The sequence below is a fragment of the Streptomyces sp. NPDC126510 genome (assembly GCF_040302345.1).
Lineage (GTDB): Bacteria > Actinomycetota > Actinomycetes > Streptomycetales > Streptomycetaceae > Streptomyces.
The window spans coordinates 88,562-101,451 of the sequence record NZ_JBEORR010000018.1 but is presented as its reverse complement, the minus strand read 5'-3'; the positions used below and the strand labels follow the sequence as shown (position 1 = coordinate 101,451).

The window sequence follows — 12,890 nt, the reverse complement described above, 5'->3', positions numbered from 1 at the left end:
ACGGCATCGGTCCGGTCGCGACCTCGACGCACGGTGCTCGCCGGGTGCACAGTTCTCCCAACGTACTCATCAGTAAGTCCGCCCTCTCCCCTCCGAGGAGCCACTGTGACCACGTGGGCCGGCCGCACCGCCGCCGAGATATCCGCCGCCGTACGCGAGAAGCGGGTCACGCCCCGCGAGGTGGTGGCCGAGCACCTCACCCGGATCGAGCGGCTCGACGGCCGGGTCGGCGCCTTCCGCGCGGTGCGCGCCGAGGCGGCCCTGGCCGAGGCCGAGGAGGTGGCGGCGCGCGGCGACCTCGCCGAACTGCCCCTGGCCGGAGTGCCGGTGGCCGTCAAGGACAACCTCGCGGTGCGCGGTGAGTCCCGGCGGATCGGCTCGGCCGCGACGCCGGACACGCCGGCTGCGCGGGACCATGTGACGGTGGCCCGGCTGCGTGCGGCGGGCGCGGTGGTCGTGGGGGTGACGAACGTCCCCGAACTGTGCGTCTTCGGCACGACGGACGGCGTGCTCGGCATCGCCCGCAACCCCTGGGACCCCACGCGTTCGGCGGGTGGCTCGTCGGGCGGCAGCGCGGCGGCCGTGTCCGCCGGAATGGTGCCGATCGCGCTCGGCAACGACGGGATGGGCTCCCTGCGCATACCGGCCGCCAACTGCGGCCTGGTCACCATCAAGCCGGGGCAGGGAGTGATCCCGACCGGCGAGGGCGACAGCACCTGGTTCGGCATGGCGGAGAACGGGCCGCTCGCCACGACCGTGGAGGACGCCCGCCTGATGTTCTCGGTCCTCGCCGGCACCGAACCCGGCACCGAGCCCGGCTTCGTGCCCCCGCCCGGCGTCCTCAGGATCGCCGTGTCGCTGCGCAGCCCGCTGGCCGGCTCCACGATCAGCCGTCCTTACGCGGCGGCCGCCCGGGACGCGGCGGGGCTGCTGATGAGGGCGGGCCACCAGGTCCGGCGTGCCGACCCGCCCTACCCGATGTCACTCGCCACGACCTCCCTGACCCACTGGACGGCGGGCACCGCCGCGGACGCCCGGCCGCTCGACCCCCGGCTGCTGACCCGACGCACCCGCGTCCACGCCCGGCTCGGCCGGCCCTTCCTGCGCACCGTGAGCTCCGGGGCGAGCCGCGAGCGGCTGCGCCGGCGGCTGGAGCCGTTCTTCACCGAGCACGACGTGCTGCTCACGCCCGCGCTCGCCCGCCGCTCCCCGAAGGCCGGGCCGTGGCACGAGCGGGGCTGGCTGAGCAACGTACTGGCGAACACGAACTACTCGCCCCTGACACCCGCGTGGAACCTGACCGGCTGGCCCGCCATGTCCGTCCCCTTCGGCACCCTCCCCTCGGGCGCCCCGTGCGCCGTGCAGCTCGTGGGCCGCCCCGGCACGGAGTCCCGACTCCTGGCTCTGGCCGGGCAGTTGGAGGAGCGAAACCCGTGGCAGCGTACGGCGCCGATGGACTAGGGTCGGCCGGGTGACTGCCGGGTCGGCCGTAGGCCATGCACGAGTGAGGCGCCCGGCCTCGGAGTGAGCGCGGCGGGGGTGACCCCGCCCGGGCCCGCCCGAGAGCCGGAGAGGGCACGCGCCCCGCCTCTCGTCTTCGTGTCCTCGTCCCCGCGCCCCTGGGCGCTTCCTCACGGATCCCGAGACTCGGAGAAGAACCCACGCATGTCCCACACCCCGCATGCCACCGAACCGCCGGCCGCGATCGCCCGCCTCGATCACACCGTCGTCTACGCCTCCCACCGCCAACTGTCCGTGGACTTCCTGGCGGCCGTCCTGGGCCTGGAGGTGGGCGCCCCCTTCGGCCCGTTCCTGCCCCTGGACCTGGGCAACGGCGTGACCCTCGACTACTACGAGAAGACCGACGAGCCGATCCAGCCGCAGCACTACGCGTTCCTCGTGCCCGAGGACCGGTTCGACGGCATGATCGAGCGTCTCGAGGCGATCGGCGTCACCTACTACGCCGACCCGAACCACACCCGGCCCGGCCGGGTGAACGACCTCTTCGGCGGTCGCGGCGCCTACTTCGACGACCCGGACGGCCACAACATGGAGATCATGATCCGGCCGTACGCCCGCCCCTGAGAACCGCGCCCTCCCGGTCGCCCTACAACGCCCGGTGCATGATGTGCAGCCCCACCCGGCCGTGCCGGGGGTGGTCGAACGCGTCGGGCACCGTACCGAGGATCGTGAAACCGAGGGTGGTCCACAGTGACACGGCCGGGTTGGTCTCGACGACGGCGTTGAACACCATGCCCCGGTAGCCGGCGGCCCGGGCTTCGATCAGGAGGTGTTCGGCGAGGGCCCGCCCGTAGCCCCGGCCGCCCTGGCCGGGGTCGACCATGAAGCCGGCGTTGGCGATACGGGCGGCGGGGCCACCGTAGTTGGGGGTGAGATAGGCGGAGGCCACCACGGCACCGCTGTCGTCCTCGACGACGTAGACGCGTTTCGCCGGATTCATCCACAGGACCCGGGCCTCCTCCTCGGAGGTGCCCGGGTCCCATGCGTAGGTCTCGCCCGCGGCGACGATGCGGTGCCAGAACGGCCAGATGCGAGGCCAGTCGTCAGCCGTTGCTTCCCTGATCAGCATGGTCGCGAGTCTGGCACGGCCATGCGCTCGGAGGTCGCGGAGGGGTGCGCCCGATGTCAGTCGACGCTGGGCAGGATGTGAGGCTCTGCGAGGTCGTCCTCGTAGCCCGCGAGGCGGATCGGGGCCGAACGGGCCCACACGTCGAGGCTGCCGAGCTCGTCGGCCCGTCGGCCGGCGCGCTCGCCGCGTTCCTTGGGGCGCTGATCGCGATTCGTCTTCTCCGGTGTCACCGCGCACTCCTTATGTGTCGGTCACCCTCGGGACGTACGCGCCGGTCCTGCTGCGCCTGACGCCCACTCGGGCCTCTATGCCAAATGCAGTTCGGACGCGGTGGCGCCGGTCGACTCACGGGAGAGCAGGCCGTGGTGAACCGGCTGGTCCCATGACGGACCGTGGGTGTGGGTAGGACCCCGTGCTGCTGTCCGTCCGCATCAGACTAACCAAATGAGCAGGGCCCCGCTCGATGGGGCTGAAAACAACCGGTAACGATCGCGCGTCATCCCGCGTTCAACTCAGGTTTACGTACCGATTCGTGGCCATTCCGGCGTTTCGTGAATCACTCGAACGGCGTACGTCGACGACGGCGCTTTTCGGACGGTGCGCAGCTCAGGTGCCGTTGGCCGAGTCGAAAGCCCGCCATGTTCTGCTGCCGTACGGCAACGGCCGTCCTGCGGGGGACCGAGGCGTGGAGCTGCGCAGCGGACGCCCGGCCGACGCGGTACGCGCCCGGCCCGCAACTCCCGGCTCGAAGCGTTGGACTGACGGGCGCCACTGGAGGGAAACGCCGTGCTCGTCGCCCGGGGCCCTGCATGACCGACTCAGGGGCGCGGGGAACTGCGCGGCCCGCCCCCACGCCGCCCGCTGACGTCCGACAGGGCCCCGCCTACCACTTACCCGGCGCGTAGTCCTTCAGGAAGACCCCGTACAGGTCCTCTCCGGCCTCGCCCCGCACGATCGGGTCGTAGACCCGGGCCGCACCGTCGACCAGGTCGAGCGGCGCGTGGAACCCGGCCTCGGCGAGCCGCAGCTTGTCGTAGTGCGGCCGCTCGTCCGTGATCCAGCCCGTGTCGACCGAGGTCATCAGGATGCCGTCGGTCTGGAACATCTCCTGCGCGCTGGTCCGCGTCACCATGTTCATCGCGGCCTTCGCGGCGTTGGTGTTCGGGTGCCCGGCTCCCTTGTACCCGCGCCCGAAGACACCCTCCATCGCGGACACGTTCACCACGTACGCGCGCCCGCTCTCCGCCTTCTTCGCGGCCTCGGCCATGGCCGGCCGGAGCGCGCTGATCAGGATGAAGGGCGCCGTGTAGTTGCACAGCTGCGTCTCCAGCAGCTCGACGGGCGAGATCTGCTCGATCGTCTGCACCCAGGTGTTGGAGTCGACCACGTCGGGCACGAGACCACCCGCGTCGATCGCCGTGCCGTCCAGGTGCCGCTCGACGCTGGCGTTGCCCGCGACCAGGGCGAGATCGGCGACCTTCTGGGCGTCGAGGCCGCTGGTGCCCAGCGGCAGCGCGGCGATGCCGTCGACCGCGCCGGAGTTGAAGGCGCCGATGACGTGGTGGGCGGGCAGCTCACCGGCGGGCAGGGGGGCGCTCTCGCCCTCGACCAGCGCGGCGTAGGCGGAGGGCAGGCGGCGCACGGTCTGTGTCGCGTTGTTGACGAGGATGTCGAGCGGGCCCGCCTCGGCGACCTGCTCCGCGAGGGCCACGGCCTGAGCGGGGTCGCGCAGGTCGATGCCGACGACCTCCAGGCGGTGCATCCAGTCCGCGGAGTCGTCCATGGCCTTGAAGCGGCGGATGGCGTCCTTGGGGAAGCGCGTGGTGATCGTGGTGTGCGCGCCGTCGCGCAGCAGCCGGAGCGCGATGTACATGCCGATCTTGGCCCGGCCGCCGGTGAGCAGGGCCCGTTTGCCGCTGAGGTCGGCGCGGACGTCGCGCTTCTCGCGGTTCACGCGGGCGCAGTCCGGACAGAGCTGGTGGTAGAAGTAGTCGACTTCCACGTACCGGGTCTTGCAGGTGTAGCAGGAGCGGGGGCGCTGGAGTATGCCCGCGACCCTGCCCTCCTCGGTGGCCGACGACGGCAGCAGGCCCTCGGTCTCGTCGTCGATGCGCTGGGCGGAGCCGGTCGCGGTGGCCTCCGTGACCGCCTTGTCGTGGGCGGTCTTGGCGGCCCGGCGCTCCTGGCGGCGGCGCTGCTTGACCGTGCGGTAGACGCCCGCCGTGGCCCGGCGCACCGCGATGGCGTCCGGGTGGTCGACCTCCAGCTTGTCGAGTTCCTCGAGCACGCTGAGGCAGACGGCCAGGCGCTCGGGGTCGATGCCGGGTCCGTACGAGAGCCCGCCGGCCTCGTCCATGGCCTGCGGGCCGTCCTGTGTCACCGTCATCGCCGCTGTCGTTCCCTGCTCTGCCGTCGTGGCGCGCCGGTCGCGCCCGCATTCGAAGGGCGAATTCTACGGAGCGCCGGGCCGCACCGCCAAAGTCGTCTTGATCACGACCGGCAGGCCTTGATCAGTGTCGCCACCTCCCTGGAGACGGCCGTGGCGAACAGGTCGAGGTCAGGGACGGCCTCGCCGTCGGCGACGAGGCCGTAGTGGACGCTCCCCCGGTACGTCGAGACCGCGACCGCCAGGGAGTGGCCGGGGGCCAGCGGAGCGAAGGGGAAGACGGCGGTGAGGGGGTGGCCGCCGAGCTTGAGGCCCAGGCTGGGCAGGGGCACGCTGGTGACCAGCAGGTCGAACCAGAGCCGGGCCGCCTGGCCGACCAGGGGCCCGCCGAGCCGGTGGGCGAGGGCGGGGACGTGGTCGGCGAGCAGGGCGACGGCACCCGCGCCCCGGTTGGGGCCGGCGTCCTTGTTGCGATCCATGGCGTCCCGGACCGAGGCCAGACGGGCCAGCGGGTCCGGATCGTCCACCGGAAGCCGTATCAAGTACCCGGAGAGCCGGTTGCCCTGCGGGTACGCGGTACGCGGGCGGCGCTTGGAGACGGGGATCAGCGCGCGGGGCGCCACGTCCTCGCTGCCGTCGCCGCGCTCGTCGAGCCAGCGGCGCAGGGCGCCCGCGACGACCGCGATGAGGACGTCGTTGACAGTGCCGCCGACGGTCTTGCGGACGCGGTGGATGTCGTCGAGGTCGAGCACCACCCCGGCGGTGCGGCGGGTGCCGCTCGGCTCGCAGGTGAGCGCGGGGGTGGAGCGCACGTCGAGGGACGAGCGGGCGACGGAGGCGCCGATGTCCAGGGCGCGGCTCACGTCGGACAGGGCGCCGCGCATCATCGCCGGCAGATCGCGCACGTCCGGCACGAGAGCGCGCGGGGGTGCGGCGGGGCGGGGCCGGGGCGGGGGCATGTCCATGGGGTCCATGACGCCCGCGGCGAGGGTGAGCGCCCGCAGCCCGTCGGCCAGGGCGTGGTGGAACTTGAACAGCACGGCGAAGCAGACGCCGTCCTCGCCCGGCAGGACATGGGCCTCCCAGGGCGGGCGGTCGCGCTCCAGGGGGCGCCCCATGAGGCGGCCCGCCACCGCGTGGAAATCGGCGGTGGGGGCGTGCAGCCGTACGTGGTTCAGGGGGTCGAAGTCCGGGTCCGCCTCGCGGGCCGCGCCGCCGAAGGCGAGCGGCCGGCGCAGGGCCGAGGGCAACGGCTGCCACACGTCGCGGATGCGCATCCGCAGCCCGGAGACCCCGGCCGCCCGGGCCGCGAGCAGGTCCGCCGCGTGGGCGCCCGCGGCGGGCGAGTGGGCCGAGAAGATCCCGAGCGCGCCGAGGTGCATGGGGTGCTCGGCGGACTCCAGGTTCCAGAACGCCAGGTCGAGAGGAGCGAGTAGATCAGCAGTCAAGGGCTTGCCTCGCGTCGACGACGGGTGGGCCAGCAGTCAACCGCCCCCAGCCGATTACGGTCAAGTACGATCAGGCTACGTACAGTTAACAGCAGATTAAGTCCCGCCCCGGTGGAAGGGGCGGGACTTATGGTGCATGTGCCGTCAGTTCAGCACAGGTTGCGTCGCCGGGCACCCCGTGGGAGTCACCCGGGAGGCGTCATGGACCGACGGTGCCGCCGCGCCACGCGTATGTCCGGACAATATGTTCGGCCCGTCCGGCGTCAGGTGACCAACTGCCCCTTGCCCAGGGCGATGACCCCGCCCTTGGACACGGTGTACAGCTCCGGGTTGACGCCGATCGTCGCGCCCGGCGGCACCTCGACGTTCTTGTCGAGGACGGCGCCGCGCACCACCGCGCCCCGGCCGATGTGCACGTTGTCGTGCAGCACCGAGCCCTGCACCACGGCCCCCGGGTCGACCACCACACCCGGCGACAGCACGGACCGCGTGACCTGCCCGCGCACCAGGCAGCCGGCGCTGATGATGGACTCGCTGGCGATGCCGCCCGCGTTGAAGCGGGCCGGCGAGAGCTGGTACGAGTGCGTGTAGATGGGCCAGCTGCGGTTGTACAGGTTGAAGGCGGGGCGCTCGGCGATCAGGTCCATGTGGGCCTCGTAGTAGGCGTCCAGCGTCCCCACGTCCCGCCAGTAGCCCTGGTCACGGGTGGTCTCGCCGGGCACGTGGTTGGCGCTGAAGTCGTACAGCGCGGCCTCGCCCCGGTCGGTGAGCTGGGGCAGGATCGAGCCGCCCATGTCGTGCACGGAGGACGCGTCCTCCGCGTCCCTCTTGAGCGCCTCGATGAGGGCCTTGGTGGTGAAGATATAGTTGCCCATCGAGGCGAAGACACAGCTCGGATCGTCCGCCAGACCCGGCGGATCCGTCGGCTTCTCCAGGAAGCGCTCCACCGTCTGGCCGTCCGAGGCCGGCGTGATCACCCCGAAGGACGAGGACTCGGTGCGCGGCACCCGGATGCCGGCGACCGTCACTCCCGCGCCGCTCTCGATGTGCTGGGCGAGCATCTGGCGCGGGTCCATGCGGTAGACGTGGTCGGCGCCGAAGACGGCGACGTACTCGGGCTGCTCGTCGTAGACGAGGTTCAGCGACTGCAGGATCGCGTCGGCGCTGCCCAGGTACCAGCGCGGGCCGAGGCGCTGCTGGGCGGGCACGGGCGTGACGTAGTTGCCCAGCAGGTTGGACATCCGCCAGGTGGTCGTGATGTGCCGGTCGAGTGAATGCGACTTGTACTGCGTCAGGACGCAGATGCGCAGGATGTCGCCGTTGACCAGGTTGGACAGGACGAAGTCGACCAGGCGGTACGTGCCGCCGAAGGTCACCGCCGGTTTGGCCCGGTCCGCGGTCAGGGGCATCAGCCGCTTGCCCTCGCCGCCCGCCAGCACGATCCCCAGGACCGAAGGACCACCACCACGCATGGCCGCTCCCCTCACGCCGATTTCCCGATGCCTGCCCCTGAGCAGTACCCGCTAAGCCTGTTTGACGATCTCCTCGTAGAGCCGGACCGTGCGGCGGGCCACCGCGTCCCAGCCGAACTCGCCGACCGCGCGTTCCCGCCCGGCCTCGCCCATCCGCCGGGCGGCCGCCGGATCGCCCAGGACGGTGTCCATGGCCCGGGCGAGTCCCGCCTCGAAGTCGTCGCCGGGCGGGACGAGCAGCCCTGTCGTGCCGTCGTCCACGACCTCGGGGATGCCGCCGACCGCCGAGGCCACCACCGGCGTGCCGCAGGCCATCGCCTCCAGGTTCACGATGCCGAGCGGCTCGTACACCGACGGGCAGACGAAGAGGGCGGCGTGCGTGAGGAGCTGGATCACCTCCGGGCGCGGCAGCATCTTCGGGATCCAGAACACCCCGTCGCGGACCCCGCTCAGCTCACCGAACAGCTCGCGGAACTCCTGGTCGATCTCCGGCGTGTCCGGGGCGCCCGCGCACAGCACGACCTGCGCGGCCGGGTCGATGTCGCGCACCGCGCGCAGCAGGTGGGGCACGCCCTTCTGGCGGGTGATCCGGCCGACGAACAGCACGTACGGGCGGGAGCGGTCGAGGCCGATCCGATCCAGCGCGTCCGTGCCGGGGTCGGGACGGTAGAGCGTGGTGTCGATGCCGTTGTGCACGATGTGTACCCGCTCCGGGTCCAGCGCCGGGTAGCAGCCGAGGATGTCCTCGCGCATGGCGCCGGACACGGCGATCACCGCGTCGGCGGCCTCGATCGCCGTGCGTTCGGCCCAGCTGGACAGGTCGTAGCCGCCACCGAGCTGCTCTGCCTTCCAGGGGCGCAGGGGCTCCAGGGAGTGCGCGGTCATCACGTGCGGGATGCCGTACAGGAGCTTGGCGAGGTGGCCGCCGAGGTTGGCGTACCAGGTATGGGAGTGGACCAGTTCGCGGCCTTCGAGGGCAGCGGCCATGGCGAGGTCGACGGAGAACGTGCGCAGCGCGTCGTTGGCGCCGTCGAGCGCGGACCAGGGCCGGTGCCGCCGCACACCGTCGGCGCGGCCCTCGCCCCAGCAGTGCACGTCCAGGTCGACCAGTGGTCGCAGCTCGCGTGCGAGGAACTCCACATGGACACCTGCACCGCCGTACACGTCCGGCGGGTACTCCCGGGTCAGCAGTCCGACGCGCACCCGCAACTCCCTGCTCTCAGCGGCCGTTCCCTTTCATGGTCACCCAGATGGGGCGCGTGGGGAAGAGCGGGGCGGTCGTGGGAAGCAACAGTCGCCGCAGACGCCCCCTCCGGGAACCCGGTAGTAGAGGCAGCAGCTGCGGCGCCGGAAGGCGGTACCAGTGAGGGTTCCGGCGCCGGTGAGCCGCGGATGGGCGAGGAGTTCCGCGGCCAGGGAGCGGCCCCGGGCGGCGACGTCCGTACGGCCGTGTCGCCGGGCCCAGCGGTCCAATGCACGGGCGGCGCCGGCCAGCGCGGAGGCGGCGTTGCCCCGCAGCAGGCCGGGAGCGAGGCCGTGACGGGCGCGCAGGGCCGCCGCCAGGGGGACGAGGTGGCCGTCCAGGACGACCTCCGCGACCGTGGGCGCGTCACCGGGGAGGGGCCTGACGTCCGTGAGCCACAGGTCGTCGGGGGCGCTGCCGTCGACGTCCCAGTGCAGCCACCGGGGGTCCAAATCGGGGACGCGCCCGTACAGCGCGGCGCAGCCGAGGGCGATCGACCAGAGCCGGGCCGCGAGGCCCAGATGGGTCACGGACGCGGCGACACGCGGCTCCGGGGCACGTAGAGCGGTCGCGACCTTCCGTACGCGAAAAATCAGGGGATTTACCGACACTTCCGGTGCCGCTGTGGCATACGCCTGTGCGAGAGTGGGAAGGGACCCGGCCGGTGCTCCATCCGTGCGCAGCACGAAGAAGCCGGCGAGCGGGCGGAGCGCGGCGAGGTCGGGGTCGAGGTCCACGAAGAGCAGTAGTACCAAGACCCCTAAGGGACGCGACCCGGTGGCCCCCGACCGGACCCGCCCACCCTGGGGATGACGGTGCTCCCCTCGTACTCCATCGGCAGTAGGACCCAATGAGTGCTCAGGGACGACGACGGGAAGACCTGGACACGGCAGGGTGTTGGTCATGAAAGCCCCCCTTTCGCCGCGCCGGGCCGATCGCCCCCGCCTCACGCAGAGGAGCAGCCGATGAGCGCCCTCGCGTTGTCCGTCCTGCTGTCGCTCGTCTCCGCGTTCGCCTACGCGGGCGGGGCGATCGTGCAGGAGCGGGTGGCGGAGTCCTCGCCGGGCGAGCAGTACGCGCCGCTGCGCCGGCCGGGCTGGTGGGCGGCGGTCGGGCTGAACGGCCTCGGAGGACTGCTGCACGTGGTGGCTCTGGCCTACGGTCCGCTGAGCCTGGTGCAGCCACTCGGCGCGCTGACCATCGTGGTGGCGCTGCCCATGGCGGCACTGTTCGTCGGCCGCAAGGCCGGTGCCACGGCCTGGCGGGGCGCGATCATGGCGACGGTGGGGCTCGCCGGTCTGCTCTCCCTGGTCGCCGCGTCCGACGCGCGGTCGCTGGACACCGCACAGCGGGTGGCCGTCGCCGTCGTCACCGCCGGTGTGGTCGTCTCGCTGATGATCGCCGCCCGTGCCGCGCACCGGCACCCGGCGGTGCGCAGCATGCTGCTGGCGACGGGTGCCGGCATCGCGTTCGGCATGTCCTCGGTGTTCACCAAGACCGTCGCCGTCGACTGGACCGGCGGTGTGTCGGGCGCGGACGTGCCCTCCCTCGCCGTGATCGGCGTCCTCGCCACGGCCGGCATGCTGCTGTCGCAGGCCTCCTACCGGGGCGCCGGCCTCGCCGCCCCGCTGGCCACGCTGACGGTCGTCAACCCGGTGGTGGCGGCCGCGGTGGGCATCACGATGTTCGGAGAATCCTTCCGCTACGGCACGACGGGGACGGCGCTCGCGCTGAGCTGCGGTGTGGTGGCGGCGGGTGGCCTGATCCTGCTGACGGCTGAGCGGCTCACGCAGGGGCAGCCGGCGGACGCGGCACCCGGGCCGGTGGCTGTGCTCGAGCCGGTCACAGCACCGGAGCCTGGGGTCGCACCCCGGCCTGTGGCCGGGTCCGAGCGGGTCGCAGCGTCCGAGCCGGTGGCCTTGTCGGGGCCGGTCCCCGCCATGGTCGAGTCCGTGCCCGACGGTGGGCGGCCGCTCGTGGCGGAAGTGTTCGTGCCCGGGCCCGGACCGCGGTCGGCGACGGTTGTCGTATCCGGGCCTGAGACACCGCTCGCGGTTTTCGTGCCGGAGCCGGACGCACCGGTCGCGGTGCTCGCATCAAGGCCGGGGTCGGCCGCGGCGGCCGTTGCGGATGCCGCGTACGAGAGCGGGGAGCCGCCGGCGGCAGCCGCCGACGACGAACGCCCGCTCTCCTACGTCCCCTTCCACGGCATCCCGTACGTCCCGCTCCCCACGGTCGACCGGCACCGCATACGCGTCAGATCCTGACGCCGCCGGCCCGCAGGTACGCCACCGGGTCGACGTCCGAACCGAAACCGGGCCCCGTCCGCACCTCGAAGTGCAGATGCGGGCCCGAGCTGTTGCCGGTGGAACCGGAGCGGCCGATACGCTGGCCTGCGCTCACCGGCTGCCCGTCCCGCACGGAGATCGCGGACAGGTGGGCGTACTGGCTGTACCGGCCGTCGGCGTGGCGCACGACGACCTGGTAGCCGAACGAGCCGCCCCATCCCGCGCTGACGACGCTGCCCGCCGCGACCGACTTGACCGAGGTGCCCGTGGGCACGGGGAAGTCGATGCCGGTGTGGTAGCCCTTCGACCAGGAGGAGCCCGCCTTGCGGTAGGGCGTCCCGAGCGAGGCGCCGACGGGGGCGACGAGGCCCTGCCGGGTGGCCGTGGACCGGCCGGCCCGCTCCTTGTTCGCGTCCTTGGCGCGGTCTTGCGACCGCTCCTTCGACCGCTCCTGGGCACGGTCCTGTGCCGGCTTCTTCGTCGAGGGCCCGGCCGACGGGGCCGGCTTGTGCGCCGGGCGCGTCTTCGTGGCGCCCTCGCCGCGCAGCGCGAGGCGCTGGCCGGGCACGATCAGGTCGGGGTCGGGCCCTATGGCCGACCGGTTGGCGGCGTACAGGCCCCGCCAGCCGCCCCGCACGTCCTGGTCGTCCGCGATGCCGGAGAGGGTGTCGCCGTGAACCACGGTGTACATCTCGGCGTTGCCCGCCCGGGACTGCGGCGTGGACTGCGGCCGTACGTCCTCGATGGAGGTCTTCGGCTTCGTCTCCCTCTGCTTCGTGCGCTCGGCGGCCGGCCGGACGCCGGGCTCGCCGCCGCCCCGGGTCAGTCCGGCCCGCACGGAGCAGACCGGCCAGGCGCCCGGGCCCTGGCCGTCGAGCACCTTCTCGGCGACGGCGATCTGCTGGTCCTTGCTCGCCAGGTCCGCGCGCGCCGCGTAGGCCCGGCCGCCGTATGCCTCCCAGGTGGACTGGGTGAACTGCAGTCCGCCGTAGAAACCGTTGCCGCTGTTGATGCTCCAGTTGCTGGTGGACTCGCAGGCGGCGACCTTGTTCCAGGTGTCCATGTCCGCCGCCTGAGCGGCGCCGGTGCCCATGAACGGCAGTGCCATGCCCGCGCCGCCCGCCGTGACGGTGAGTGAGGCGCGGTTGATCCTGTTCGGCTGATACCGGCGGTGCCGGCCGCGTACGGCCATCGAAAGCCCCCCTAGACATGCGTCAGGAGGGGCAAAAGTAAGCGCTGCGAACCGGCCAGAACAAGACGCCTTTTCGCCGCCCGGGAGCCCAAATGGCCGGTATGAGGCCCCTGTTGCGCGACGTGCGCCTCGGCGGTGCACCGTGTACGGCACCCGGTGCGCGGGTGCGCCGTGCGCGGGGACGCGTGCGTCGGCTGAGTGCGACGGGGCTCCCGTCCGTATCAGCCTGCGCGATGTCGTGCGACCCGCGCGTGCGGACGAAGTAGCGGCA

11 protein-coding genes are annotated in these 12,890 nt (G+C 72.5%); 3 read left to right on the top strand and 8 right to left on the bottom strand.

Going from position 1 to position 12,890, the window contains the following annotated elements:
- Positions 1-105 precede the first annotated feature (105 nt).
- Together ABTX60_RS25070 and ABTX60_RS25065 are read left to right on the top strand one after the other, a co-directional pair.
- Positions 106-1,461, top strand: a complete 1,356-nt coding sequence (locus ABTX60_RS25070; RefSeq protein ID WP_352099248.1) for an amidase — start codon at positions 106-108, stop codon at positions 1,459-1,461.
- 204 nt (positions 1,462-1,665) lie between these two features.
- Positions 1,666-2,085 (top strand): VOC family protein, encoded by a 420-nt coding sequence (locus ABTX60_RS25065; RefSeq protein WP_352099247.1) that lies wholly within the window; start codon positions 1,666-1,668, stop codon positions 2,083-2,085.
- Between the two features lie 22 nt (positions 2,086-2,107).
- Here ABTX60_RS25065 and ABTX60_RS25060 read toward each other — a convergent pair whose 3' ends face one another.
- From ABTX60_RS25060 to ABTX60_RS25030, 7 genes are all read right to left on the bottom strand, one after another.
- A complete protein-coding gene (locus tag ABTX60_RS25060; RefSeq protein WP_352099246.1) occupies positions 2,108-2,590 on the bottom strand; it encodes a GNAT family N-acetyltransferase in 483 nt (160 codons plus the stop codon).
- A 56-nt stretch (positions 2,591-2,646) separates the two neighbouring features.
- Positions 2,647-2,820 carry a hypothetical protein gene (locus ABTX60_RS25055; RefSeq protein ID WP_167526749.1) on the bottom strand — a complete coding sequence of 58 codons (174 nt, stop codon included), beginning with the start codon at positions 2,818-2,820 and terminating at the stop codon, positions 2,647-2,649.
- 653 nt (positions 2,821-3,473) lie between these two features.
- The gene (locus tag ABTX60_RS25050; RefSeq protein ID WP_352099245.1) at positions 3,474-4,976 is read right to left on the bottom strand and encodes an SDR family NAD(P)-dependent oxidoreductase; all 1,503 of its coding nucleotides are present in this window, start codon (positions 4,974-4,976) and stop codon (positions 3,474-3,476) included.
- Positions 4,977-5,080: 104 nt separating this feature from the next.
- Positions 5,081-6,424 carry a wax ester/triacylglycerol synthase family O-acyltransferase gene (locus ABTX60_RS25045; RefSeq protein ID WP_352099244.1) on the bottom strand — a complete coding sequence of 448 codons (1,344 nt, stop codon included), beginning with the start codon at positions 6,422-6,424 and terminating at the stop codon, positions 5,081-5,083.
- A gap of 263 nt (positions 6,425-6,687) precedes the next feature.
- Positions 6,688-7,896: a glucose-1-phosphate adenylyltransferase gene (gene glgC / locus ABTX60_RS25040; protein ID WP_352099243.1), complete on the bottom strand. Its 1,209-nt coding sequence runs from the start codon at positions 7,894-7,896 to the stop codon at positions 6,688-6,690.
- A gap of 51 nt (positions 7,897-7,947) precedes the next feature.
- Positions 7,948-9,099: a glycogen synthase gene (glgA, locus tag ABTX60_RS25035; RefSeq protein WP_352099242.1), complete on the bottom strand. Its 1,152-nt coding sequence runs from the start codon at positions 9,097-9,099 to the stop codon at positions 7,948-7,950.
- Positions 9,100-9,138: 39 nt separating this feature from the next.
- Entirely contained in the window at positions 9,139-9,894 is a 756-nt protein-coding gene (locus tag ABTX60_RS25030) for a (2Fe-2S)-binding protein (protein WP_352099241.1), read from the bottom strand.
- Between the two features lie 210 nt (positions 9,895-10,104).
- On the opposite strand from ABTX60_RS25030, the gene ABTX60_RS25025 reads away from it, so the two are divergent.
- Positions 10,105-11,406 carry a DMT family transporter gene (locus ABTX60_RS25025; protein WP_352099240.1) on the top strand — a complete coding sequence of 434 codons (1,302 nt, stop codon included), beginning with the start codon at positions 10,105-10,107 and terminating at the stop codon, positions 11,404-11,406.
- On the opposite strand, the gene ABTX60_RS25020 is transcribed toward ABTX60_RS25025, so the two are convergent.
- Entirely contained in the window at positions 11,396-12,619 is a 1,224-nt protein-coding gene (locus tag ABTX60_RS25020; RefSeq protein ID WP_352099239.1) for a transglycosylase family protein, read from the bottom strand. The genes ABTX60_RS25025 and ABTX60_RS25020 overlap by 11 nt on opposite strands.
- Positions 12,620-12,890 lie beyond the last annotated feature (271 nt).

Bases quoted from the DNA above. Each gene is read 5' to 3' on its own strand.
- ABTX60_RS25065 (WP_352099247.1), top strand. From the start codon at position 1,666: ATGTCCCACACCCCGCATGCCACCGAACCGCCGGCCGCGATCGCCCGC.
- ABTX60_RS25060 (WP_352099246.1), bottom strand. From the start codon at position 2,590: ATGCTGATCAGGGAAGCAACGGCTGACGACTGGCCTCGCATCTGGCCG.
- ABTX60_RS25050 (WP_352099245.1), bottom strand. From the start codon at position 4,976: ATGACGGTGACACAGGACGGCCCGCAGGCCATGGACGAGGCCGGCGGG.
- glgC (WP_352099243.1), bottom strand. From the start codon at position 7,896: ATGCGTGGTGGTGGTCCTTCGGTCCTGGGGATCGTGCTGGCGGGCGGC.
- ABTX60_RS25025 (WP_352099240.1), top strand. From the start codon at position 10,105: ATGAGCGCCCTCGCGTTGTCCGTCCTGCTGTCGCTCGTCTCCGCGTTC.
- ABTX60_RS25020 (WP_352099239.1), bottom strand. From the start codon at position 12,619: ATGGCCGTACGCGGCCGGCACCGCCGGTATCAGCCGAACAGGATCAAC.